Source organism: Paenibacillus algicola (genome assembly GCF_005577435.1).
Lineage (GTDB): Bacteria > Bacillota > Bacilli > Paenibacillales > Paenibacillaceae > Paenibacillus_AQ > Paenibacillus_AQ algicola.
The window spans coordinates 1,366,655-1,391,774 of sequence record NZ_CP040396.1 but is presented as its reverse complement, the minus strand read 5'-3'; the positions used below and the strand labels follow the sequence as shown (position 1 = coordinate 1,391,774).

The window sequence follows — 25,120 nt, the reverse complement described above, 5'->3', positions numbered from 1 at the left end:
GTCACAGCTCAAGCAAGCAACTCACGGGCGACTTTGGGAATGCTGGTTCCTGCGGAATCTCTCAGCGCTGCAACTCCGCTCTCTTTAGGCCACACATCCTACTCTTCCCGCTCCTCGTTGATGATGGTATGGGGTTACTGCTTTTTGAATTTGGCTATAGATACTATAACCTTTTTAAGGCATGACCGTCAATCTTTGCAGGTACCGCCGCTGTGAGAAAACGGCAGGGCCGCTTTATGACGAAGCAGCACCGAATTAAACCGTCCTAACACAGCAAAAAGCTGTTCCCCACCAGGCATAAAAATCCCCAGGGAAACAGCTTTTAATAAGCAACTGCCGCATAAGCATTCCATCAACGGTTCAGGCCAGCTACGGGATGTACAAAATTTGCCCCTCTTCGACACTCTGCTCCGACAAGCGGTTATATAGCAGCAGCTCGCGCGGACTCAGCTGGTAGCGCTCTGCAATGCCCTCCAGCGTCTCTTCCCTCTGCACAATGCATAAGCGAACCTTTCGGAACGGCGTTTCTTCCTGCCGTGCTCCCAGGAACAAGGACTTCCATTGCACGTCCTCTCCTGCTTGCCGCTCAGGCTCATTCGCTGCTGGCTCTTCCGCAGGAATGGAAGCCGCTTCTCCTTCCGAAGTCAGACGGCCGGGATGCAGCAATGAGGAGAAGCCTGCACTGCCAGTGCTGCTAACCGTACTGTTTTTGCTGCTGAAGGCCACCTTAAGCTCCGGCTTCGCGGGCACTTCTTCCTCCTGCAGCTCTGCGCTTTCCTGAATGCCTCCCTCCAGCGCGATCGTTTCCGGCTGTTCAGCCTCGGTTTCCAAGGTATCTGGAGTATGTTCTACAGTCTCCGCAGCCTGCTCCGGCTCGGCAGTTTCTTTCTCATCCTGCCTTTCTTCGTCCTGAAGCTCCTCCGGCCAGCCGGATTGCTGACGCTCAAAGCTCCATACACTCGGCACCGGCGCTGCAGCGTCAGCTTGAGTGCTCTCTGCCGTCAGGGGAGTGGAGTCCGCCTTTGATTCGTTTGTGGTCTCTGCCGCCCCTCTCGGGACAGCCTCAAGCTCAGGCTCCGCTGCTGCAGGCTCGTTCACTGCCTCAAAAGAATTGGCCGTATACACCTCCTGTGAGGCTTCGCGGCGTGCTTCTTCCTCCTGCTGTTGCGAATCTGCAGGAGCATGTACGACCGAAATTTCTTCATCTTGCCAGGCTTGGTCGCTGCCGTAGCCCTGCACCCCGCCTTGGATTCCTTTTAAGGACAACACACCGGTAATGTTTAACCCTCGCTTGGACAGCACATCAACATCAAAATTCTCAATCTCGACGGCAATGTCCTCCAGCGAGGAAACCCGATTCATCGGAACCGTGATCTCAACGGGAATCCAATGCTCCAGCGGCTCGGTTTCCTGCTCCGGGGTGTCCCCCTTGTACAGTCCGGCTAACAGCAGATGACCCCGCAGGGCAGCTTGCTCTCCCTGGTGAATCACCTGGATATGAGGAATCAGCTCAGCCTCCTCCAGCTCTTCAATTCCCGGCAGATCTTCCGCTAAAATGATGCGCTCGTAAATATCAAACCGCAATCCGTAGGACTGGTCGAACACGGGAATGTCCTCCTTTTTGGCGTATACTATCCGCGGCAATTCCGCGGCATGAGCCCGTTATGGTCACTCCCTTAATCTATATGCCGTGAACGGGCGGGCATGCCTGTTTTGAGCGAGATGGAAGCCAGAACATAAAAAAAGACCGCCGCAGCGGTCTCAAATCATCATTCATCTCTCCTGCTGAACAAGCTCCTTCAGCTCCATTAAATCCTGCGGCCAGGGTGCCTCCAGAAGCAGCTCTTCTCCGGTTAACGGATGCCTGAAGGAAAGCTCCGCTCCATGAAGCGCCTGACGCTGGAAGCTGCCAAACGAGGCACCATACAGCGGATCGCCCAAAATAGGATGTCCCATATGGCTGAGATGCACCCGAAGCTGGTGGGTCCGCCCCGTCTCCAGACTCAAGAACAGGAGGCTTGCTTGCCGATACGGCTCTACCGAGAGGATTCGCGTCACGGCATGCTGTCCGGTCAGTGATACTCTGCGCCGCTTAGGATGATGCCGGTCTTTGCCGATAGGCAGATCAATAACCTTCAGCTTGTGAGACACGACTCCCTGCACCAGTGCAGCATATCTGCGTACGATTTCTTTGTTCCGCATCGCCTCATCCAGCTTCAGGAGAGCAAATTCATTCTTGCCGTACAGCACCGGCCCCGTGGTATCCTTATCCAGTCGATGGACATGACGGACAGCGGCCTTGGTGCCATGGGTATGAAAATGCCAGGCTACCGCGTGATTCAAGGTCAGCTCCGAGCTCGAGGAGTCCGGATGGACTGCCATCCCGGCCGGCTTGTTGACCACCAGGCAGAAATCATCCTCATACAAAATGTCGAGCTCTGCGCACCGCGGCTCAATCCCGGCCGCAACGGCAGGAAACAGCTGCAGACGGAGACGGTCTCCGCGCCACTGAAGCGCACCCTCACTTCTCAGGCAGCGTATCAGCTTCTCAGGCATCCCGAGCTGCTCCTTGAGCCAAGCCTCCGTTGCCGATTCACGGTCACTTGCAGCCGTTAGCACCTTGCCGGGTGTCAGCTCCAGCCATTCGCCCCGGCGCAGCCAGGCACCTTGGTAGAGGCTCACAGGCTTTGCAGCGCGCGGTAGTTGGCTTCAATAGTAGCGTCAATATCCTCCACGCTGTGCGCAGCCGAAATGAACATGCCTTCAAACTGGGAAGGAGGTACACTGATGCCCTCATGCACCATACCGGCAAAGTATGAGGTGAATCTCGACAAGTCGCTTGTCTTCGCGGTGTCGAAATTTACGACCTCCTTCTCCGTAAAGAACGGACATACCATCGAACCTACCCGGTTAATCGTCAATGGAATGCCAAGCTCCCGGCTATTGCGCTCGAAGCCAGCTTGCAGACGTGCTCCCCGCTCTTCAAGCTGGGCATATACTTCAGGGGTAAGCAGCGACAGTGTCGTATACCCGGCTGCCATAGCCAGCGGATTGCCGCTCAACGTTCCGGCCTGATAGATCGGCCCCGCCGGTGCGATCTGCTCCATAATCTCTCTGCGGCCGCCGTACGCGCCTACAGGCAGTCCACCGCCAATGACCTTGCCAAGGCAGGTCAGGTCCGGTGTGACTCCGTAACGCCCCTGCGCACAGTGAAGGTCTACCCGGAAGCCGGTCATCACTTCATCGAATATGAGCAGGCTGCCGTACTGGGAGGTCACCCTTCTCAAGCCTTCCAGAAAGCCTACCGCCGGCGGAACGACACCCATGTTGCCCGCCACCGGCTCCACAATAATAGCGGCAATTTCTTCTCCAAACCGCTCAAACGCCAGCTCGATAGACTCCAGATCGTTGTAAGGGACGGCGATCGTGTTCGTAGCTACCGATTCCGGAACGCCCGGACTGTCCGGCAGCCCCAGAGTTGCAATGCCAGAGCCGGCCTTGATCAGAAGACTGTCGGCATGACCATGGTAGGAGCCTTCGAATTTGATAATTTTGGTACGTCCGGTATAGCCTCTCGCCAAGCGAATTGCGCTCATGGTCGCTTCCGTCCCGGAATTGACCATTCGAACTACCTCAATCGACGGTACCCGCTCACAGACGAGCTTCGCCATCTCGGTTTCCAGAAGCGTCGGCGCACCAAAGCTCGTGCCTTTTACTGCCGTATCCCGCAGGACATCGACAACGGCAGGATGCGCGTGCCCCATAATGAGCGGACCCCATGAGCCTACATAATCAATAAAAGAGTTGCCATCAATGTCATACACCCGGCTGCCTTCGCCGCGATCCATATAGATGGGCGTCAAGCCTACCGATTTAAAAGCCCGGACCGGACTGTTCACACCACCTGGGATGTATTGCTTCGCTTCCTCAAAAGCATTACGCGATGCTTCTTCCTTGCGTTGGTGTTGATTCATTTCAATTCACTCCTAACTGTCTGGAAGACGATTTGTGCCATTCATGCCAAGCCTCTTAACGCTGACGGAGCCAGCCTGCTGCCTGCTTGGAAAAATACGTAATGATCATATCCGCACCCGCGCGCTTCATGCCGGTTAGCTTTTCCATAACGATCGCCTTCTCATCAATCCAGCCCTGCATCGAGGCTGCCTTGACCATGGAATATTCTCCGCTTACATTGTACACCACCAGCGGCAGGTCGAATTGATCCCGAAGCTGGCGAACGATGTCCAGATAGGCGAGGCCCGGCTTCACCATCAGCATATCTGCACCTTCAAGCACATCGGTCTCTGCTTCCCGCAGTGCTTCACGGCTATTAGCCGGATCCATCTGATACGTCTTTCGATCGCCAAACTGCGGAGCTGAATCCGCCGCCTCCCGGAACGGGCCGTAAAACGCAGAGGCATACTTGACCGAATACGACATGATTGGAATATGCTCAAAGCCCTCTTCATCCAGTGCCGATCGGATGGCCTGAACAAAGCCGTCCATCATATTGGATGGAGCAATAATGTCCGCCCCTGCCTTCGCCTGGGAGACGGCCGTTCGCGCAAGCAGCTCCAGCGATTCATCATTCATGACATCTCCGCACAGCTGTCCCTCACGTTCATAGGTGTGCACCATGCCGCAGTGACCGTGATCCGTAAACTCACACAGACAGGTGTCGGCAATGACCATCAGATCCGGATACCACGACTTGATCAGACGAGTCGCCTCCTGGACAATGCCCTGCTCGTCAAAGCCGGAGCTGCCCACCTCGTCCTTGCTCTCCGGAATGCCGAACAGCAACACTGCCGGGATTCCCAGCGCCGCAATCTCATCCACCTCTGGCTTCAAGGTGTCCAGTGAAAAGTGATACACGCCCGGCATGGAAGATATTTCATTCTTGATTCCGCTGCCGTGTGCAACGAATATCGGCTGGATCAAATCCTCCACATGAAGTACGTTCTCGCGGACCATACTGCGAATCGCAGCAGTCCGGCGCAAACGGCGATGCCTTACTATCGGAAAACTCATGTCCAATCCCTCCATAGCTGTATGTTAATCCCGAAATCGTCTCGGTTCATCTTTATTCCACTCACAGAGTGCCTCTACCAGGCTCTCGATGGTCGCTTCCTTAGCGAGAATCAACCCTTTCAGTCCCGCTTGCTGAGCCGTATCGGCCGTAATCGGTCCAATACAGGCGGCAGCTGCGCCCTCTAACAGCTGAACCGGGCTTTGGACACCCATGCGCTCCAGCATCGCCAGCAGATGAGTCACCGTGGATGAGCTGGTGAAGGTCACCGCATGAATACCGCCTTCCTGCAGCAGCCGCAGCAGCTCCTCATCTTCCTCTTCGGGCATGACTGTCTCATAAATCGGAAGATCCGTCACCTGGAGCCCCATGTCTCGCAATTGGCCGGGAAGCCAGTCTCGGGCCAGATCACCCCGGGGGAGCAGCACCGCCTGTCCAGGCTGCAATTCCCCGGCAAAGGCGTCAATCAGTCCCTCAGCCTGGAAGCGGCTTTCCAGCACCTCTGCAGCAATGCCCCGCTCGCGAAGCGCGGCTCCCGTTGCCGGGCCGACTGCGGCAATCCGTGCTTCCGCGAGAGACCTGATATCTTGCCCGGAAGCATTAAGATGGCGGAAGAAATACTCTACTCCATTCACGCTTGTGAAAAACACCCAAGCATACGTCTGAAGCTGCTCCAAAGCGCGACTGATTTCCTGCAGCTTGCCGGGTGAAGGCATGACCATCTCAATGACCGGAAATTCATACGGCTCTCCGCCCAGCTCTTCAATCCGCTTCACAAGCAGACTTTCCTGCTTCCGGGAACGGGTTACCAGAATGCGCTTGCCGAACAACGGAAGCTGCTCTGACCATTTCAAACGAGAGCGCTGGTGTACAACTTCTCCGACTACAATAACAGCAGGAGGCTCAAACCGCAGTGCGTTCACCTTCTCTTCAATATCCTGAAGCGTTCCGACCAGGGTATCCTGCTCTGCCCTCGTTCCCCAGCGGATCAAGGCTACGGGTGTTTCCGGCGGCTTGCCATGAAGCATCAGCTGACGACTGATGTAACCGATCTTGGCAACGCCCATCATAAAGATGAGCGTTCCGGTTGCATGAGTCACCTTGTCCCATTGAATCATTCGGTCCAGCTTATCCGGGCTTTCATGGCCGGTAATAATCGATAAAGATGAGGCCAGGTCCCGATGGGTTACGGGAATCCCGGCATATGCAGGAACACTGATCGAAGAAGTAATGCCGGGTACAATCTCGAAAGGGATTCCGTGCTTATATAACAGCTCGGCTTCTTCCCCCACGCGTCCGAAGATCGTGGGATCTCCTCCCTTGAGCCTCACCACCGTCTTCCCCTCCAGAGCCAAATCCACCAGCAGCTGGTTGATTTCCTCCTGCTTCATGGTATGGCGATCCGGAAGCTTGCCGACATAAATCTTTTGTACCCCCGGCTGCAGCCACCGTAACAACCGCGGAGAAGCTAACCGGTCATAGACAACGGCATCGGCCTGTTCCAGACAGTCCTTCCCTTTCACCGTAATCAAACGCGCATCGCCCGGTCCAGCTCCGACCAGATAAACCTTCCCCGTCATGCTTCTTCATCCCCTAACCTGTGACAATATCTCCTCGGCACCGCCAGATTTCAACAAATCTGCAACCTGGATGCCCAAGCTATCCGGCTCCACTCCCATAGAGCTTTCTTTCAAGATGCGCTCCCCGTCCGGCGAGCCGACCATTCCAGTCAATTGAATGATTCTTTGTCCCTCCTGCGCATGTCCCTCCGGGGCGTCCATCCAGACCGCATGCGCGCCAATCGGCACCTGGCATCCGCCGTTCAGCTCATACAAATATCTGCGCTCCGCTGCGACCGTTTGCGCTGTATCGTCATCATTGTAGAGCTTCAGCAATGCCAGTAGGTCTTCATCCTCTGTCCGGCATTCAATGCCGAGCGCGCCTTGGCCTACCGCAGGCAGGCAAATATCAGAGGGAAGATAAGCTGTAATGACATCCTCCCAGCCCATGCGCTGCAGACCGGCTGCCGCCAGAATAATCGCTTGGAACTCTCCGTTCTGGAGCTTCCGCAGGCGTGAATCAATATTCCCCCTGATCCATTCAATCTGCAGATCCGGGCGATACGCCTTCAGCTGGCTCGATCTTCTCAAGCTGCTTGTCCCTACCTTTGCGCCTTCAGGAAGCTCATCCAGGCTGCCCGCAATATGAGAAATCAGGCAGTCCCGAGGGTCCTTGCGTTTCGGGACCGCCCCTGTCGTTAAGCCCTCCGGAAGCACGGACGGCATGTCCTTCATGCTGTGCACTGCCATATCAATGCTGCCATCGATCAACGCCTGCTCGATTTCCTTAACGAACAGACCCTTCCCTCCAACCTTGGACAGCGTCACATCCAGGATGCGGTCGCCTTTGGTCACGATTTTCTGTACCTCAAATGTATATTCAAGCCCATGCTCCTTACACAGCCGGGTCAAATCGTCGATCACCTGTCCCGTTTGCGTAAGTGCCAGAGCACTCTGTCTGCTTCCCACTACGATGGTTCTCATCATTCCGCCTCCTGATTGTCTGTAATCCAGTTTTGTATTTGCGCCGGAGTCCAGGGAATAAAATCTCCACGCTCAATGTCAAGCCATAGATCCTGCTCATGTATAGCCCGCATCAGGCGATGCCGCTCTGAAGGGGTCTTCACCTGCTTCTTGATTCCCTGACGAAGCTCATATAGAAACTCCAGATAAAGATCAAAGGAGCTCCCGAGCTCACTCTCTAAATGCCTGCATAGCTGAACAGAAGCGAGCGGGCCCGCCCCTGCTGTAGTTACGGCAAGCGTCAGCCGCCCCCGCCGGAGCACCGCCGGGCTGATGAAATCACCGGCCTCTCCATGATGGGCTATGTTTACCAGCGTTCCGAGGCTTCTTGCCTCCTCCGCAATCAGGTGGTTGACCTCTTCATGCTCTGTAGCCGCATATACCAGAAATGCGCCTTCCAGATCTCCGGGCTGATAAGCCCGCTCACTCCACCTCACGCTGCCTTCATCAGCCATTGCTGCCAGACGGGGCGTGACATCAGGACTAATAATATGTACGGAGGCACCGGCCTGCAGAAGGCTGCTAGCCTTTCGTTCCGCAACCGCTCCTCCACCTGCAATGACGCAGGACTTTCCTTCACAATTCAGCATTACCGGAACGTATCGGACCAAACCCCATTACACCCCCGACCATCCATGAAATCCCGACCAGGCATTCAGCAGAAAGTTAATAACGATAAAGACAAGGCCGATCAAGGCCCATCTCGCTGTTTCCAGCCCCGATCTGCGCTGAATGGTCCTCCTTACGAAATAATTCAGATATACGCAGAGCACAATAAAGGTCGTTATCACTTTCAAATCCCAGAGCAATGACAGCTGCCCTTCCTGAATCAACGAGATGACCGCAATTGTTAGAGACAGCACGAGCAGTAAAATCCCGAACAGAATAGCCGCATAGGAATAGCGGTCGAGCATTTCCAGACTCGGGAGCCTGCGAATGAGGCTGTTCCATTTCTTCGTTTTGAGCCTGCTGTGCAAAAAGAGATACATCCCCGCAAAGGCCGCCCCCACCATAAGGGCAGTGAAGCTGACACTTGCCAGTGTAATATGCAGCACCAGCAGGCCCTTCACCGAGCTCCACATGTCCCACATTTCCATCGGCTTGAAGCCTGTCGTAATGATCATGCGGTTAAACACGGTGACACAAAAGCCTGCTATGCCGAGTATGACAGGAGCCAGGTCTGCCCTTTTCATAAACGTAATGACCAGCGAGGTCAATGTCAGACTTAACGAACAGAATAGCAAAAAGTCGAAGGTTGTCAGCACCGGCAGCGCTGAATCCCCGAACAGCCTCACGCCCGTCACCAGCAGCTGCACGGCAAAAGCAACGGCAAGAAGCCCCGCGCCGGTCCGCTTTGCTGTCCGATTGCGATGGACGCAATCCGAAATGTAAAACAGTAGGCTCAGGGCATAGATATAAATGCCAATATCATACATATAATTGAGCGGCATATGTCTTCACCGCCTTACAGAACAGCTGGAGCAAAAGGAGCCTGAATACTCTTGCGCTCCTTCACCAGCGGATCGTCCTTACGGACAACAGTGTCATTTTCCTTCACCTGTGCCTGAACCGGAGTCTTCCGCTTTGCCCCCTGCTCCTGCTCGTGAACCAGATCCTCCAGGGCAAAAATCTGGGTGAAATACTCCAGTGCCTCCGGAGCTTGCTTACCGCCTGTCATCTCTTTAATCCGGTTGATGGGATCATGCATCATCTGATTCACGATGCTCTTCGTCAGGCGCCGGATGACCTTACGCTGACGGTCGTCCAGCTCGGGAAGCTTGTTAAACAAGCTTTCCAGCGTCTCTTCATAGATGCCGGTAGACTTGTCTTGAAGAGCGCGGATCGCAGGTCTTACCCCAAGCGTCTTCAGCCATTGATAGAAATTGGCCATCTCTTCCTCAATCATCCGCTCGATCTTCACGGCTTCCGAACGCCGCATTTCGAGGTTGCTCTCCACGATTCCCTCCAGATCGTCAATGTCGTACAGAAATACGTTCTCTACGTCTCCGACAGAAGGATCAATGTCACGCGGTACCGCAATGTCGATCATAAACAAGGGCTTGGACTTCCGCTTCATCATGCTCTGCTTGACAAGCGATGGACCCAGCACATAATCATTGGCTCCAGTAGAGCTGATGATAATATCCACTTCACCCAGACGGCTCATGGCCTCCGTCATCGTGCATGGAGTGCCCTTGAAGCGATCAGCCAGCTCTTCAGCGCGAGCCAAAGTCCGGTTTGCTACAATCACCTCGGCAGCACCATTGGCATAAAGATGCTTTACCGTCAGCTCACTCATTTTGCCGGCGCCAAGAATCATGACCTTCTTATGGTGAAACGTGCCGAAAATCCGCTTGCCCAGCTCCACCGCTGCATAGCTGACCGAAACAGCACTCTCTCCGATGGAGGTTTCTGCGTGGGCTTTCTTGGCAAGCGTGATCGCCTGCTTGAACAGCATATTGAACCAAGTGCCTGTCGCCTTCTCCTCTTGAGCTTTCAGGAAGGCATTGCGGACCTGACCGAGAATCTGAGTTTCGCCGATCACCATGGAATCCAGGCCGGAGGTTACTTTAAACAAGTGCGAGATCGCCTGTTCTTCTTCGTATATATATAAGTGTTTCGTAAATTCCTCACGCGGGATGCCAAACCACTTCTCCATAAAGCTGCGAATAAAATATCCGCACATATGAAGACGGTCAACCACCACATAGATTTCTGTCCGGTTGCAGGTGGCGACAACGACGCCCTCCAGTACGCTCTTGGTCGATTTCAGCTGTGCAAGCGCCTCAGGGAGATCCTGCTCCGCGAAGGCAAAACGTTCTCTGACCGCAACAGGCGCCGTGCGGTAATTCAACCCAACAACGACGATGTGCATGGATGTTCACCTGCCTAATAAATGATGTGTTCCAGATCTTTTATAGCCATAAATAATTATATCATAGTATGTCGAATAGGCTTGTTGCTTTTATGAAATGTTTATGAAATCGCCATCTTCTTCATCTGCTGCCTAAATGCACTGACCTTCCTGTACTATTGTGGTAAGTTTCAAGCCAAGATATGCAAGGTCAGGGAAATGGTCAGATCTGCTGCAGATTCCATAAAATAAATAACCATGGAATATTCCATGGTTATTTCTATACACATTTGGATGGTGATTTACACCAGTTCAGCCTGCTTCATATCAGGAGTTTCGACCTTCATCTCGCCCAGTCCGCGTACAAGCTTCTTGGCGTAGCATTTCTCAGGTTTCAGTGCGGATACCAGGTAATCAATGGCCAATTGCGGATCCACTGTTTCTCCGCAGGTATAACAGTCAATCGCAGCAAAACCTCTCTCAGGGTAAGTATGAATAGAGAGATGGCTTTCCGACAACAGCACAAGCACCGTTGCACCTTGTGGTTCAAATTGCTTGGACTGTACGGACAGTACCGTTGCTCCGCAGGCTTCAGCAGCTTCCACCATCTGAGACTGCAGGTATTCCGCATTGTTCAGTAGTTCGAAGTCAACTCCCCAAGTATCAACAGCAACGTGTCTTCCGAAAGTAGAGTATTCCATCTTCCGGTTTCCCCCTTCCTAGGAATAAAATGTTTGAAAAATTTCATCCGCTAGGACCTACGTCATTCACTTCCCGAGGGAATAATCTCTCGCAACATTACATGTCCTGAGTGAATCCTGGTTCCTATATTCTTTTCAACGAGATTAAAAATAACATCTATGACGGCGAATTGCAACACATTTCTTAAAAAAAGAAGAGATAATTATTTTACAGACCAGCATATGAATATTCCCGGTTCCTTGCTACACCGTCCATTAAAATTAACAAACCGCGTCAGAAAGTCAGAAATGTCTTTACATGGTCAAAGAAAATGCCCTGCGGTAAGCCGCAAGGCATAGTAAGTGTTAGGCTTCTAATATGAATAAGCGATGATTATAAAGGCGTAGCTGCTCATCAATGTTCCGGGTATGTGTCATGGATGTAGACTTCAGCCGCTCATCCAACAGGGCATTCACCCGGTCCTGGATGACCTTGATCTCGACTTCTGCTGCGTGACTCTGAAACAGACGCTCCAGCTCTCCGGCTGTATCCTTGTGCTCATACACCAGGCTGCATTCTCCGTCTGCCAATTGGGCGATCCGTTGTACCGTGCCTTCATGGTAGTCATAGCTCATCGTAAATCCTCGGTAAATCCGGTTAACCCGTCCGCTGCCCTTGAATGCCGCAAACAGCTTGCGGACCTCGTTGGTCAGTTTAGGGGTTACCAGTCGGCACGATAACTCACAGACATACATGCCATTTCTGCGCTCAAAAGGCAAATGAACTTCTTCCCCGCTTTCATCTTCGAGCATGATTGCATGCCCTCCGCCTTCTAAGACCCCGACCCGCATTTGCAGGGTGGAACCTCTCTTTCCTTGGAGGAATTGATCCATTTGAACATCCGTCATTTGCATGGTGGCGTTAACATATTCTGTGGCTATCTTATGAGCCATAAAAATCTCCTCAATTCTTTTAACAATCCTTAGGTCCATTATACAGCAGACGCCAAAGATTTTCTTGTGATTGAACGGAGATTATTCATCATATTTCATAAAAAAACGCTTTTAGGTTCGTTTTACGCAGGAATTTCAGCGACATCCTTCAAATCCTACTGAAAATTCACCGTATCCCTGCCCTATTCGTGAATATGGGACTGAATAATACTCCATAATTCATCTTTACCCATCCCCGTCTCCGATGAAAACATGACCAGCTGATGATCCTTTCGAAAGCCCAGCGTTTCTTTCACAACCTTGATATGCTTCTGCCACCGGCTGCGCGGAATTTTATCCGCCTTGGTCGCTACCACACAGATCGGGCGGTCATAATGCTGCAGCCAATCATACATACTGACATCATCCTTGGAAGGCGGATGGCGGAGATCCACGACCAGCAGCACCAGCTTGAGCACATCGCGCTCCAGCATGTAACGCTCAATCATGGCTCCCCAGGCGGCACGCTGGGTCTTGGACACTTTGGCGTAGCCATAGCCCGGAACGTCGACGAAATAAAGGCCATTTTCAATCCGGTAGTAGTTCAGATGCTGGGTTTTGCCTGGCGTTGAGCTTGTCCGGGCCAGGTTCTTTCTCGTGATCAAGGTGTTGATCAAGGAAGACTTCCCCACATTGGAACGCCCTGCCAGAGCAATCTCTGGCAAGGCGTCATCAGGATACTGTTCAGGTCGGACAGCGCTGATTACAAATTCGGCTTGATTAACTTTCATATGCAGTAAATTCCTCTCTAGTGCAGTCCCGCCTGTTCAACAAGCGCATGCTGCAGCACTTGATCCATGTGAGATACCGGAACAAACTCCACATCATTCTTTACACTGTCCGGTATTTCACGCAGATCGCGTTCATTGTCTTTGGGGAGCAGAATCTTCTTGTAGCCTGCACGATGAGCTGCCAGGGATTTCTCCTTCAGCCCTCCGATCGGCAATACCCGTCCGCGCAGGGTGATTTCTCCCGTCATCGCCACAGCGCGGTTGACGTGGCGCTTCGTTAAAGCGGAGATGAGTGCAGTCGCTATTGTAATGCCGGCTGAAGGTCCATCCTTCGGGATCGCTCCCTCCGGAATATGAATATGGACGTCCAGCTTCTCATGGAAATCATCTTGAATCCCGAGCTCTCCGGCCTTCGAGCGCGTATAGCTGAAGGCCGCTTGAGCAGATTCCTTCATAACGTCTCCCAGCTTGCCGGTCAGGGTCAGCTTCCCGGAGCCCGGTACGACTGTAACCTCAATGGTTAGAGTGTCTCCGCCGACCTCGGTCCAGGCCAGCCCCGTTACGCTGCCGATCTGATCCTCCAGCTCAGCCATGCCATAGCGGAATTTCGGTACACCGAGGTATTCCTTGATGTCTTCTGCTGTAATTGTAATGACACCCGGCTCACTTGTCACGATCTTCTTGGCTGTTTTGCGGCACAGCGCTGCGATCTGCTGCTCCAGGTTACGCACGCCCGATTCCCGGGTATACTCCCGGATCACCTTCAGCAGCGCGTCTTCCTCCAGGTGCAGCTGGTCCGGCTCCAGGCCATGATCCCGCTTCTGCTTCGGCAGCAGGTAGCGCGTGGCGATTTGCTGCTTCTCAAGCTCAGTATAGCCCGGGATATACAGCACCTCCATCCGGTCCAGCAACGGACGCGGAATCGTATGCAGGGCATTGGCTGTCGTGACAAACATCACCTGGGACAGATCGAAAGGAAGCTCAACAAAATGGTCACTAAAGGTGTTGTTCTGCTCCGGATCCAGCACCTCCAGCAAAGCTGAAGCCGGATCTCCCCGGAAATCGCTGGCCATCTTATCAATCTCATCCAGCAGGAACACCGGATTTCTGGAGCCTGCCGTCTTCATGCCTTGGACAATACGTCCCGGCATGGCTCCTACATAAGTCCGGCGGTGACCGCGAATTTCGGCCTCGTCCCGTACGCCGCCCAGGGAAATACGAACAAACTTCCGCTCCAGTGAACGGGCGATGGAGCGCGCGAGGGACGTTTTACCTACGCCGGGAGGTCCGACCAGACAAAGAATGGGACCCTTCAGCTTTTTGACGAGCTTCTGCACGGCCAAATACTCCAGCACCCGCTCCTTCGGCTTCTCCAGTCCGTAGTGATCCTCATCCAGCACCTGCTCCGCCTTCTTGATGTCAAGGTCATCCTCGGTTTCGGACGTCCACGGCAATGCCAGCAGCCAGTCCACATAGTTGCGGATTACTCCACCTTCTGCGGAGCTGGCAGGCATTTTTTCCAGACGGTCGATTTCCTTCTCCACCTTCTCGCGGACAGCCTCCGGCAGCTCCAGGTCCTGCAGCTGGCTGCGCAGCTCCTCAACCTCACCGGTGCGGCCTTCCTTGTCTCCAAGCTCCTTCTGGATCGCTTTCATCTGCTCCCGAAGGTAGTACTCCTTCTGCGTCTTCTCCATCTGCTTCTTAACGCGCTGGTTAATCTTCCGCTCGAGCTCCAGCACTTCCCGCTCATTATTGAGAATATCCAGCAGCTTCTCCAGCCGCTTACGTACATCAATCGTCTCCAGGATCTCCTGCTTATCCTTGATCTTCAAAGACAAATGGCTCGTAATGACATCGGCCAGACGTCCAGGCTCATCAATGTCCGATACCGCGGCGAGCGTCTCCGGCGTCACCTTTTTGGAAAGATTGATATAATTCTCAAACTGGCTCAGCACCGTCCGCATGAGAGCGGAAACCTCGAAATCATCATTCTCTTCCTCCGGCAGCTCCCGTGCCAGAACCTCATAGAACTCCTCGTTGTCCGTATATTCTATAATTTCCGCGCGCTCCATACCTTCAACCAGAACTCGTATGGTCCCGTTCGGAAGCTTCAGCATCTGCCTTACGTTGGCGATCGTGCCGATTCTGAATATGTCTTCCTGCGTAGGCTCTTCAATGTTCACTTCGGATTGAGAACAGAGGAGAATCAGATTATCTTCCACCATCGCCTTCTCCAGGGCCTTTACCGATTTCTCCCGCCCTACATCCAAATGAAGCACCATGCTTGGATAAACCAGCAGTCCTCGTAAAGGCAGCAAAGGAAAACGACGATCTTTCGACTTATGGGGTCCCATCGCTTTCACACCTCCAATGGCTCTCAATGTTGACACGAATCTTATTTTATCAAATGTTCATATAAAAAACCAACGGCGCGTCGCCTAACAGCCTCCTGCGTCTGTCACCTGGTTTGGACGCTGTACCGATGCCTGAAGCAGGGATGCAGCAGACGGAGGAAAGACCTCCACTGCCGGCTGATGGAGCAGCTCCCGCGCCGCCTCTACGCCAAAAATGTGTGCAAACACTTCATCCACCGTCTCCACCGGAATGACCCGCAGTCCGTCCAAATCCTCAAACAGGCTCTGCCAGTTATCCTTCGGAATAATGACCGTAGTGGCACCAGCCTGAAAAGCCGCCTCCACTTTGGCAATGACGCCGCCAATCGGCTTGACACTGCCATGAATACTGATTTCTCCCGTCATAGCGGTTTTGTTGTCTACCGGAATTCCTTTGATCGCAGATACGATGGCTGTAGCCATTGCAATGCCTGCCGAGGGGCCGTCAATCGGCGTGCCGCCCGGAAAATTAATATGCAGCTCATACGCTTTAGGCTGAAAGCCCATATAGCCCAAAACGGTCAGCACGTTCTCGATGGAGCCCTTCGCCATACTCTTGCGGCGCAGCTTCCGTGAGCCTCCTCCGAGCTCCTCTTCATCCACGACGCCTGTAATATTATATGTTCCGGCGCCTTTTTCGGCACGTACAGCAGACACCTCAATCTCCAGCAGCGCCCCCATATTGGGACCGTACACCGCAAGCCCGTTGACCAGCCCGATCTGCGGACGCTCCGGCACCTTGCGGTCCGGACGCGGCTGCAGCTGGCTGCTGCCGGCCACCCACTCGACGTCGGCAGCGCGAAGCGCATCCCTTTTTTCGGACATCGCAATGCCGCCTGCCATCTGAATCATATTCACAGCTTCCCGGCCGTTCGTGCAGTACCGCTTGACCACTTCCACCGCTTCCGGCGATGGCTGCAGTCCAATCTTCTGAATGGCATCCTCGCCGATCCGCCCGATCTCCTCCGGCAGCAGCGGACGGAAAAATATTTCCATACAGCGGGAGCGCAGCGCCGGCGCAATCTCCTCCGGAGAGCGGGTCGTCGCCCCAACAAGACGGAAGTCCGCCGGAAGTCCGTTCTGAAAAATATCGTGGATGTACGCCGGAGTGTTGACATCCTCCGAGTTGTAGTATGCGCTCTCCAGCAGCACTTTACGATCCTCGAGTACTTTTAACAGCTTATTCATCTGGATCGGGTGCAATTCGCCAATTTCATCCACAAATAAAATACCGCCGTGCGCCTTCGTCACCGCACCCGGCTTGGGCTGCGGAATGCCTGCTACTCCCATTGCCCCGGCGCCTTGGTAAATCGGGTCATGCACCGAGCCGATCAACGGGTCGGCAATACCCCTTTCATCGAATCGGGCTGTGGTAGCATCAATCTCTGTAAACTTGGCATCAAATTTAAAGGGTGACTGTGGATTTTTTTTGGCCTCCTCCAAAATTACCCGTGCTGCCGCCGTTTTACCCACCCCCGGTGGACCATAAACAATGACATGCTGAGGATTACCGCTGCACAAAGCAGCCTTTAAGGCGCGCAGCCCGTCCTTCTGACCCACAATATCGTCCATACTTTGCGGACGCGTCTTCTCTGCCAACGGCTTGGTCAGCGAAATGGAACGCAGCTTGCGGAGCTTATCCAGCTCCTTGCGCGATTCCCGGTCTACTGCCGTTTTACTGTTTTTTTGGCCTCGCAAAAGATTCCAGAAATAGACTCCGATGATCACAGCAAAAAACAATTGAATCATCATAATGATGATATTCAGATTCATGAGCACTTCCTCCTTTGTACTTTCAAAACAACAGCTTTTTATATGGTAGTATTGCCTGAATATTTGAAAGTAAAAGTAAACCACTTCATCAAATCTGTGAAAACATAAAAACCGCCTGAACCGGCGACTCCCGATTCAGGCGGCTATAGTGGCTGCTTACACACCCAATTTATGCTTGCGTCCCGGAATTTCTCCGGTTTGTTCATATACGGTAACGATATGGTCAATTTCCTTCTTCAGTTCCTCAACCATCGTCTCTTCCGGTACTTTGCGAATCATTTCTCCATAGCGGAACAGCAGGCCTTCGCCCCGTGCTCCGGCAATACCGATATCGGCTTCTCTTGCTTCGCCCGGGCCGTTTACGGCACAGCCCAAGACAGACACCTTAATCGGAACCTTCAGCTTGGAAATATACTCCTCCACCTCTGCGGCGATCGAGAACAGATCAATATCCAGCCTTCCGCAGGTTGGACAAGAGATCAGTGTTGGCGCATCAGAAATGAGACCGAAGGTCTTGAGCAGTTCCCGCCCTACTTTGATTTCTTCTACAGGATCTGCGCTGAGCGAGATGCGCACCGTGTTCCCGATGCCCATAGCCAGCAGCGCCCCCAATCCGGCCGCACTCTTCACGGTGCCGGAGAACAGCGTACCTGCTTCGGTAATTCCCAGGTGAAGCGGATAAGGAATGACCTCCGCAGCCTTGGTGTAAGCCGCAATAGCCATCGGAACGTCTGAAGCCTTCAAAGAAACAATAATGTCGTGGAAATCCAGCTCCTCCAAAATACCGATATGGTACAGGGCGCTCTCCACCATTGCTTCCGGAGTCGGATAGCCGTACTTCTCCAGCAAATGGTTCTCCAGAGAGCCGGCATTAACACCGATTCGAATAGGAATACCCTTGGCTTTGCAGGCTTTGACTACCTCTTCCACCTTGGAGCGCTTACCGATATTACCCGGGTTAATCCGAACCTTATCAATCCCGTTCTCAATTGCCAGAAGGGCGAGCTTGTAATTAAAATGAATATCTGCCACTAACGGAATATGAATGCGCTTCTTGATCTCCTTGATCGCTTCCGCCGCTTCCTCATTGTTAACGGTGACCCGGACTACCTGACAGCCCGCTTCCTCCAGACGAAGAATTTCGGCAACGGTTGCTTCGACGTCCGCAGTTTTGGTCGTGCACATGCTTTGGATAACGACTTCGTTACTCCCGCCAATTGTGAGATTCCCCACTTTTACGGGCCTGGTGTCCTGTCTCAAAAACATGGATCAATCTCTCCCATAGAACGGCAAAGCTCCACTCCTCAACTCGGCGTAGTAATCGGTGCCAAGAGTGGAAGTGGAGAATTGTCGTTTAATTGATTGTCAAGTGAGGGGCACCCGAATTAGGCGCTCTCTTCCTGCTTCTTGTCACTGCTGCTTTGCAGCTCCGGCACAACCTTGTCCTTCACGACCTGCTCTGTAATGACACAGTCAGCAATATCGTCACGGGACGGCACCTCGTACATAACCTCCAGCATAATGCCTTCAATAATGGAACGCAGGCCGCGGGCTCCGGTATTACGCTTGATCGCTTCACGGGCAATGGCCTCCAGCGCTTCCTGCTCGAACTTCAGATTGACGTTATCCAGCTCCAGAAGCTTCTGGTACTGCTTCGTCAACGCATTCTTCGGCTCCGAGAGGATACGAACCAGAGTCTGCTCATCCAACGGCTCTAGGGTAGAGATTACTGGAAGACGACCGACAAACTCCGGAATCAGGCCAAATTTCAGAAGATCCTCCGGCAATGCCATCGTCAGGTACTCGCCAGCCTTGAGCTCCTTCTGACCTTCCGTCGTAGTGGCATTGAAGCCAATGACCTTCTTGCCGATCCGGCGCTTGATGTACTGCTCCAGGCCATCAAAGGCACCGCCGCAAATAAACAGAATGTTCGTAGTATCAATCTGAATAAATTCCTGATGCGGATGCTTGCGGCCACCTTGAGGCGGAACCGATGCGACCGTGCCCTCCAGAATCTTCAGCAGTGCCTGCTGTACACCTTCCCCGGAAACGTCCCGGGTAATGGAAGGATTCTCGGATTTACGGGCCACTTTATCAATCTCATCAATATAGATGATGCCGCGCTCCGCCTTCTCTACATCAAAGTCCGCAGCCTGAATCAGCTTCAGGAGGATGTTCTCTACATCTTCCCCTACATAACCCGCTTCAGTTAGCGAGGTAGCATCCGCAATAGCAAAAGGTACATTCAGAATCTTCGCCATCGTTTGAGCAAGCAGAGTCTTACCAGAGCCTGTAGGTCCCAGCAAGAGAATGTTACTCTTCTGCAATTCTACGTCCTCAATCTTGCTCTGGGTGTTGATGCGCTTGTAATGGTTATATACAGCAACAGCAAGAGATTTCTTGGCTGCTTCCTGTCCAATTACATATTGATCCAGAATTCCGCGGATTTCCCGCGGCTTCGGAATATCCTTCAGATCTACTTCTTCTTCATGCCCCAGCTCTTCCTCTACGATCTCGGAGCACAGGTCGATACACTCGTCACATATATAAACGCCGGGCCCAGCTACCAGCTTGCGCACCTGCTCCTGCGACTTCCCGCAGAAGGAGCATTTCAGCTGCCCTTTGTCATCATTGAATTTAAACATCTTATTACCACCTCTTAAGATTTGATCGGCGAAGACAATACATCATCAATAATCCCGTAGGATTTGGCTTCTTCCGCACTCATGAAAAAGTCACGGTCTGTATCGCGTTCAATTTTTTCAAGGGGCTGTCCTGTCCGCTCCACATAGATCTGGTTCAGCTTCTGTCTCGTCTTGATGATCCAGTCAGCGTGAATTTGAATATCGGAGGCCTGGCCTTGAATGCCGCCCAGCGGCTGGTGAATCATGACCTCACTGTTCTGAAGCGCATAGCGTTTGCCCGGCGCTCCCGCCGTTAACAGAAGTGAGCCCATGCTTGCTGCCATACCTACACAAATCGTAGACACGTCAGGCTTGATAAATTGCATTGTATCATATATACCCATACCGGCTGTCACAGAACCACCGGGTGAATTGATGTACAGATGAATGTCTTTCTCCGGATCCTCGGCAGCCAGAAAGAGCAGCTGAGCCATCACCAGATTCGCTACATCATCATCGATCGCATTGCTGAGGAAGATGATACGATCCTTTAGCAGCCGGGAGTATATGTCATACGAACGCTCTCCCCGACTGGTTTGTTCCACAACCATAGGCACAAGACTCATGCGACCAACCTCATTTCCTTGAAAAATTATACTTCAGCGTTACAAAAGATATTCTAACATGTTCAACGTCTCATGTCATTTTTTAACCATGTATACATTGTATGAACATGCCGCTCAAAATATCCTGATCGAAAACTTGCAATATGTATGGAGCTGCTGTTGTCAATTGATGACCAATTGATGTCATATTTAGTATGTTTTTGGATGTTAAAGGGTAGAAATAAGGCACGTCTTTATACAAAGCACGTGCCTCATCGTATCCTTAACTGCGATAAGCAGTTTCTATTCTTCTGTGGACTCTTCTTCTTTCGGTGCTGGAGGACCCTCAACGCTGTTCTCAATCAGGAAATCAATCGTCTTGCGGAGAACCAGCTCTTCACGCAGGTTGTCCAGGGAACCGTTCGCGGAAAGGATGCTGCGGATTTCTTCAACCGGACGCTTGTAGGTTTCAGCCATATTGCCAAGCTCCTCGTTGATTTCTTCTTCGCTCACTTCCAGGTTCTCTTCCTTCGCGATTTGCTCCAGAACCAGGTTGTTACGAACGCGCTTCTCAGCATCGTCCTTCATTTGACCTTCCAGATCGGACTTGGATTGTCCGGAGAAGCTCAGGAACATATCCAGGTTCATACCCTGCTGACGCAGACGGTTGTCGAAGTCACGCATCATGTTCTGTACTTCGGACTGAATCATCGCTTCTGGAATTTCGATCTCTGCATTAGCAGACGCCTTCTCCACAGCTTCGTTCTCGCGAACGCCTTGAGCATCTTGCTCTTTACGCTTCATCAGCTGGGATTTCAGGTCAGCCTGGTATTCTTCCAGCGTGTCAAACTCGCTGACGTCTTTAGCGAATTCGTCGTCCAGCTCTGGCAGCTGCTTGCGCTTGATTTCATGTACCTTCACCTTGAAGACAGCAACTTTACCTGCAAGCTCTTCAGCATGATACTCTTCTGGGAAGGTCACCTCTACGTCCTTGAAATCGCCAGTCGCCATGCCGATGACCTGCTCTTCGAAGCCAGGGATAAAGCTGTTGCTTCCAAGCTCCAAGGAGTAACGCTCAGCTTGTCCACCTTCGAAAGGAACACCGTCAACCGATCCGTCGAAATCAATAACCGCGATGTCGCCGGACTCTGCTTGTCCTTCTTCAAGAACAGCCAGCTCCGCATGACGCTCCTGCATACGCTTCAGCTCTTCGTTCAGCTCGTCCTCTGTAACCTCTACAGGTACAGCGGCAACCTCGATCCCTTTGTAGTCGCCCAGCTTCACTTCAGGCTTCACAATTACTCTCGCCTTGAATTTGAACGACTCACCTTTGGAGAATTGCTCAATATCGATTTCAGGACGGTCTACAGGGAAGATGTCTGCTTGCTCTACAGCTTCGCCGTACACTTCAGGAAGAAGGATATCGATAGCATCCTGATACAGGCTTTCCACACCGTAACGCGCTTCAAAAATCGGCCGTGGCACTTTACCTTTACGGAAACCAGGTACGTTCGCTTTCTTTGACACTTTATTAAAAGCCTTGTCAAGCGCAGCCGCGACGCGGTCCGCTTCTACCTCAACGTCTAGAACGCCGAGGTTCTTCTCTATTTTTTCCCAAGTTGCTTTCATTTATGCTTTCCCCTCCAAAATTCACGTGGTCGGCGCAGATCAAATCTCACGTCCCGAATAACCACTATAGTATAAACAACATTAATTCCTTTTTCAAGGGTAAACCCTTGCAGACGGTAAGAGGAAGCGTTCCCTCTGCCCTAATTCTCCATTCCTGCGGATACAAACTGGCGGATCGCCCGGCATGCCTGCTCGTAGCGGAAGCGCATCGTGTCTGTCACTCCATACGCGGAGCGGATGCTCTCTTCGTCCCGAACGCCCTTCAGGCTCACCGATACCGTATCTTGAAGGGCGGCCGCCCAGATGTCAAGGGTCGATTCCTCATTATCCAGCATGGAATAATAATCCTTGGTCCCGTATACCGCCATAATAAACTGCGACCACAGCTCCTGCGCAAAATAATACAGCGTCGGCTCATGCACTTCTGTCTTCTCCGCAACCCGCTCCAGCACCTGCTGGATGACCTCCGGATATTCACCGGGGCCCAATGGAATATGCTCTACTTCCACGCTCACGGTCTCGCTGCCACGGATCAGAGACACCGTTCCGGTCGCGCCTCTTCGTCTCATGGTCTGCAGCACCCTGAACTGCAGCAGCGGATGCAGCGGCCGTTCCTTCATCCACGCCGCCAGGGCATCATCCACTTCCGGCCGGTCCAGATAAGCCAGCTGCTCCAGCGCCAGCACGGTCTGTTCCGTCAGCGGACCATTCATCACTGTATCCAGGAGCTTATCTGCGTATCCTGCATCCTGCGCCATTTTGTCCTGGACCATGCGCCTGGTCATCTCCGCTTCATCTCCATCTTCTTCGGGGTCATCACTGCTGCCTGCATCTGAGGATGGAAAAGCCGCCTCCAGCCACTCCAGCAAGGCCTGCCACTCTTCATAGTGGCGTTGATCCTGCCCCTCGCAGCGAAGAAGAAAGGCGAGCAGCTCCTTGGCTTCCCCGTACCGCTCGTTCTCAAGCATCACGGTCAGCTGGATCTGGTAGTAATCGAGGGTTTTGGGGAACAGAATAACATTTCTTGCGTCTTGGTCTGTGGAGTTGGAGTCCTTTATAAGGACACCTCCTTTCGCACCGATTTCATATTTGTTGATTATAGCATAACCCTGATCGCTAAAAAAATAAGGCCTGCGAGGTGAGCAGCCCGATGTCATGATCTCAAATTATAACGGCGATCCGCATGCCTATTTCCAGTTACAACTACCACAAAGCTGAAATAAAGGTTGAACTCACTTTCTGTTTATGATATTATAATTTTTGCTTGAAAAAATACGTGTCCCAGTAGCTCAGCTGGATAGAGCAACGGCCTTCTAAGCCGTCGGTCAGGGGTTCGAATCCCTTCTGGGACGTACATAGAGAAACCGCCCTCGGGCGGTTTTTCGCGTTCCAGAGGGATAAGAACCCCGTTGGTTCGTCGAAGCTGACGCTTCGGGAGCATATTCTTCGCAGTCCGCCCAAACGGGCGGCATCCCTTCTGGGACGTACATAGAAAAACCGCCCTCGGGCGGTTTTTCGCGTTCCAGAGGGATGAGAACCCCGTTGGTTCGTCGAAGCTGACGCTTCGAAAGCATATTCTTCGCAGTCCGCCTGCAACATGCTGTTGTGTTCGGTTTTTCGCATTCATTCGCCTCTTATGCCATTTACTGCACCATCGTGTTCGGTTTTTCGCACACATTCGTCTCTTACACCATTTACTGCACCATTGTGTTCGGTTTTTCGCATTCATTCGCCTTTTGCGCCATTTACTGCACCATCGTGTTCGGTTTTTCGCATTCATTCGGCTCTTACGCCATTTACTGCACCATTGTGTTCGGTTTTTCGCATTCATTCGCCTTTTGCGCCACCACTGCACCATCGTGTTCGGTTTTTCGCATTCATTCGCCTCTTATGCCATTTACTGCACCATCGTGTTCGGTTTTTCGCACACATTCGCCCCTTACGCCGCTCTCGACACCTATCGTATTCGGTTTTTCATACACATCTCACTACTTCACTCACGCGAAGTTTGCTAGATCTAATGACACGATTGATGGTCAAACTCAAAAGTTTCGCATGGTCTCAGAGCTGTGGATGGTCGAAGCCGCTGTGCGATTTTTTTTTCATCCGAAGGGGGTAAGAGGATTCTGGTTCCAATGCTTTTCCAGGATTTTATAGATTTAACCTATAAGTTGGATAGTTATTTAGTATTTCTATTTATAACACTCTAAGAGTAATAATAAGTCCAACATTACAAGTCTTTTGTTGGGAGGAATTGTCCATGGCAGATTCTCAGAGATGGAGTCCAGAAGAATATGACCGCTCTATGAGTTTTGTATCCGGATTCGGCAAGGGTCTGATCGACTGGCTATCTCCGCAGGAAGGTGAATCGATTTTGGATTGGGGCTGTGGAACCGGCGATCTGGCTTACAGCATTTCACGCTCCGGTGCTGAAGTAACGGGAATGGATTTCTCGCACGATATGGTCCGGGCTGCATCCGTCAAATACCCCGAACTTCACTTTATACAAGGCAACGGAGAAAATTACACCTCCGATATTTCGTATGATGCCATATTCTCTAATGCTGCACTGCACTGGATGAAAGACGCAAAAAGCGCCGCATTGTCGATCCACCGCTGCTTGAAGCCTGGAGGACGATTCATTGCTGAATTTGGCGGGCAGGGCAATATTGAGATGATCCTGAAGGCTGCATTGGACACGTTAAAAACAGATTACGGGATCGAAGCCGCAGGTCGAAATCCATGGTATTTTCCAACCCTTGGCCAGTACACTTTATTGCTGGAGGAAGCAGGCTTTCGGGTTACACAGGCGCTGCATTATGAGCGCCCCACTCCTCTTCCAGATGGGGAAAAGGGAGTACAGCATTGGCTCTCTCACTTTGGACAAATGCTTTTCTCGGGAATGAACCCGCAGGACAAGAAGGATGCCTACCATAAAATAAGTGAGCGAGTAAAACCCGCCTTATGGAACGGGGAATGGTACAGCGCTGACTATACGCGCCTTCGTATCGCTGCTATAAAATGTAGTTGATTTTCACATAATATTGGTTATAATATGAAAAACATTATGTACATATCAATGCAATTCAATGATCGGGAGAGTAATGAACGTATATCTATGTCCAAGCGAGCCGGAAGAGTGGGAGCCGGTACAGATTCGTTTACGAAACGGGCCCGGGAGATGGATCTCCGAAATTATAGTAGGAGTCCCGGCTTACACCGTTAAC

Annotated in this window: 20 protein-coding genes, 1 tRNA gene and 1 other annotated feature (1 of these 22 only partly in view); of the genes, 2 read left to right on the top strand and 19 right to left on the bottom strand. The window is 52.2% G+C overall.

Going from position 1 to position 25,120, the window contains the following annotated elements; all coding sequences use genetic code 11:
- Positions 1-369 precede the first annotated feature (369 nt).
- From E6C60_RS06160 to E6C60_RS06070, 19 genes are all read right to left on the bottom strand, one after another.
- Positions 370-1,605, bottom strand: a complete 1,236-nt coding sequence (locus tag E6C60_RS06160; protein WP_138225061.1) for a LysM peptidoglycan-binding domain-containing protein — start codon at positions 1,603-1,605, stop codon at positions 370-372.
- A gap of 168 nt (positions 1,606-1,773) precedes the next feature.
- Positions 1,774-2,682: an RluA family pseudouridine synthase gene (locus E6C60_RS06155; RefSeq protein ID WP_138225060.1), complete on the bottom strand. Its 909-nt coding sequence runs from the start codon at positions 2,680-2,682 to the stop codon at positions 1,774-1,776.
- Positions 2,679-3,974, bottom strand: coding sequence for a glutamate-1-semialdehyde 2,1-aminomutase (gene hemL / locus E6C60_RS06150; RefSeq protein WP_138225059.1), 1,296 nt, complete (start codon positions 3,972-3,974; stop codon positions 2,679-2,681). Before hemL ends, E6C60_RS06155 begins: the two co-directional genes overlap by 4 nt.
- 55 nt (positions 3,975-4,029) lie before the next feature.
- The gene (gene hemB, locus E6C60_RS06145; RefSeq protein ID WP_138225058.1) at positions 4,030-5,031 is read right to left on the bottom strand and encodes a porphobilinogen synthase; all 1,002 of its coding nucleotides are present in this window, start codon (positions 5,029-5,031) and stop codon (positions 4,030-4,032) included.
- A gap of 24 nt (positions 5,032-5,055) precedes the next feature.
- The gene (gene cobA / locus E6C60_RS06140; protein ID WP_138225057.1) at positions 5,056-6,609 is read right to left on the bottom strand and encodes a uroporphyrinogen-III C-methyltransferase; all 1,554 of its coding nucleotides are present in this window, start codon (positions 6,607-6,609) and stop codon (positions 5,056-5,058) included.
- A gap of 6 nt (positions 6,610-6,615) precedes the next feature.
- Complete coding sequence (gene hemC, locus E6C60_RS06135) at positions 6,616-7,572, bottom strand: hydroxymethylbilane synthase (RefSeq protein ID WP_138227660.1); 957 nt, start codon at positions 7,570-7,572, stop codon at positions 6,616-6,618.
- Complete coding sequence (locus tag E6C60_RS06130; protein WP_138227659.1) at positions 7,572-8,201, bottom strand: precorrin-2 dehydrogenase/sirohydrochlorin ferrochelatase family protein; 630 nt, start codon at positions 8,199-8,201, stop codon at positions 7,572-7,574. Before E6C60_RS06130 ends, hemC begins: the two co-directional genes overlap by 1 nt.
- Before the next feature lie 27 nt (positions 8,202-8,228).
- Complete coding sequence (gene ccsA, locus E6C60_RS06125) at positions 8,229-9,062, bottom strand: cytochrome c biogenesis protein CcsA (RefSeq protein WP_138225056.1); 834 nt, start codon at positions 9,060-9,062, stop codon at positions 8,229-8,231.
- A gap of 14 nt (positions 9,063-9,076) precedes the next feature.
- Positions 9,077-10,486, bottom strand: a complete 1,410-nt coding sequence (gene hemA / locus E6C60_RS06120; protein WP_138225055.1) for a glutamyl-tRNA reductase — start codon at positions 10,484-10,486, stop codon at positions 9,077-9,079.
- Between the two features lie 281 nt (positions 10,487-10,767).
- Positions 10,768-11,166, bottom strand: coding sequence for an adenosylmethionine decarboxylase (speD, locus tag E6C60_RS06115; protein ID WP_138225054.1), 399 nt, complete (start codon positions 11,164-11,166; stop codon positions 10,768-10,770).
- Between the two features lie 345 nt (positions 11,167-11,511).
- Positions 11,512-12,099, bottom strand: coding sequence for a non-ribosomal peptide synthetase module (locus E6C60_RS06110; protein WP_138225053.1), 588 nt, complete (start codon positions 12,097-12,099; stop codon positions 11,512-11,514).
- Between the two features lie 182 nt (positions 12,100-12,281).
- A complete protein-coding gene (gene yihA / locus E6C60_RS06105) occupies positions 12,282-12,869 on the bottom strand; it encodes a ribosome biogenesis GTP-binding protein YihA/YsxC (RefSeq protein ID WP_138225052.1) in 588 nt (195 codons plus the stop codon).
- Positions 12,870-12,886: 17 nt separating this feature from the next.
- Positions 12,887-15,223 (bottom strand): endopeptidase La, encoded by a 2,337-nt coding sequence (lon, locus tag E6C60_RS06100; RefSeq protein ID WP_138225051.1) that lies wholly within the window; start codon positions 15,221-15,223, stop codon positions 12,887-12,889.
- Between the two features lie 84 nt (positions 15,224-15,307).
- Positions 15,308-17,035 (bottom strand): ATP-dependent protease LonB, encoded by a 1,728-nt coding sequence (lonB, locus tag E6C60_RS06095; protein ID WP_138225050.1) that lies wholly within the window; start codon positions 17,033-17,035, stop codon positions 15,308-15,310.
- Positions 17,036-17,191: 156 nt separating this feature from the next.
- Positions 17,192-18,301, bottom strand: coding sequence for a flavodoxin-dependent (E)-4-hydroxy-3-methylbut-2-enyl-diphosphate synthase (gene ispG, locus E6C60_RS06090; RefSeq protein ID WP_138225049.1), 1,110 nt, complete (start codon positions 18,299-18,301; stop codon positions 17,192-17,194).
- Between the two features lie 119 nt (positions 18,302-18,420).
- Entirely contained in the window at positions 18,421-19,680 is a 1,260-nt protein-coding gene (gene clpX / locus E6C60_RS06085; RefSeq protein ID WP_138225048.1) for an ATP-dependent protease ATP-binding subunit ClpX, read from the bottom strand.
- Between the two features lie 14 nt (positions 19,681-19,694).
- A complete protein-coding gene (gene clpP / locus E6C60_RS06080) occupies positions 19,695-20,285 on the bottom strand; it encodes an ATP-dependent Clp endopeptidase proteolytic subunit ClpP (protein ID WP_138225047.1) in 591 nt (196 codons plus the stop codon).
- Between the two features lie 282 nt (positions 20,286-20,567).
- A complete protein-coding gene (gene tig / locus E6C60_RS06075; protein ID WP_138225046.1) occupies positions 20,568-21,893 on the bottom strand; it encodes a trigger factor in 1,326 nt (441 codons plus the stop codon).
- 140 nt (positions 21,894-22,033) lie between these two features.
- Positions 22,034-22,861 (bottom strand): hypothetical protein, encoded by an 828-nt coding sequence (locus E6C60_RS06070; RefSeq protein WP_138227658.1) that lies wholly within the window; start codon positions 22,859-22,861, stop codon positions 22,034-22,036.
- Between the two features lie 310 nt (positions 22,862-23,171).
- Here E6C60_RS06070 and E6C60_RS06065 point away from each other — a divergent pair.
- Both E6C60_RS06065 and E6C60_RS06060 read left to right on the top strand, forming a co-directional pair.
- Positions 23,172-23,245, top strand: a tRNA-Arg gene (locus tag E6C60_RS06065).
- Positions 23,246-24,153: 908 nt separating this feature from the next.
- Positions 24,154-24,924, top strand: coding sequence for a class I SAM-dependent methyltransferase (locus E6C60_RS06060; protein WP_138225045.1), 771 nt, complete (start codon positions 24,154-24,156; stop codon positions 24,922-24,924).
- A gap of 49 nt (positions 24,925-24,973) precedes the next feature.
- Positions 24,974-25,120 (top strand) — a binding site (T-box leader) (it continues 70 nt past the right edge of the window).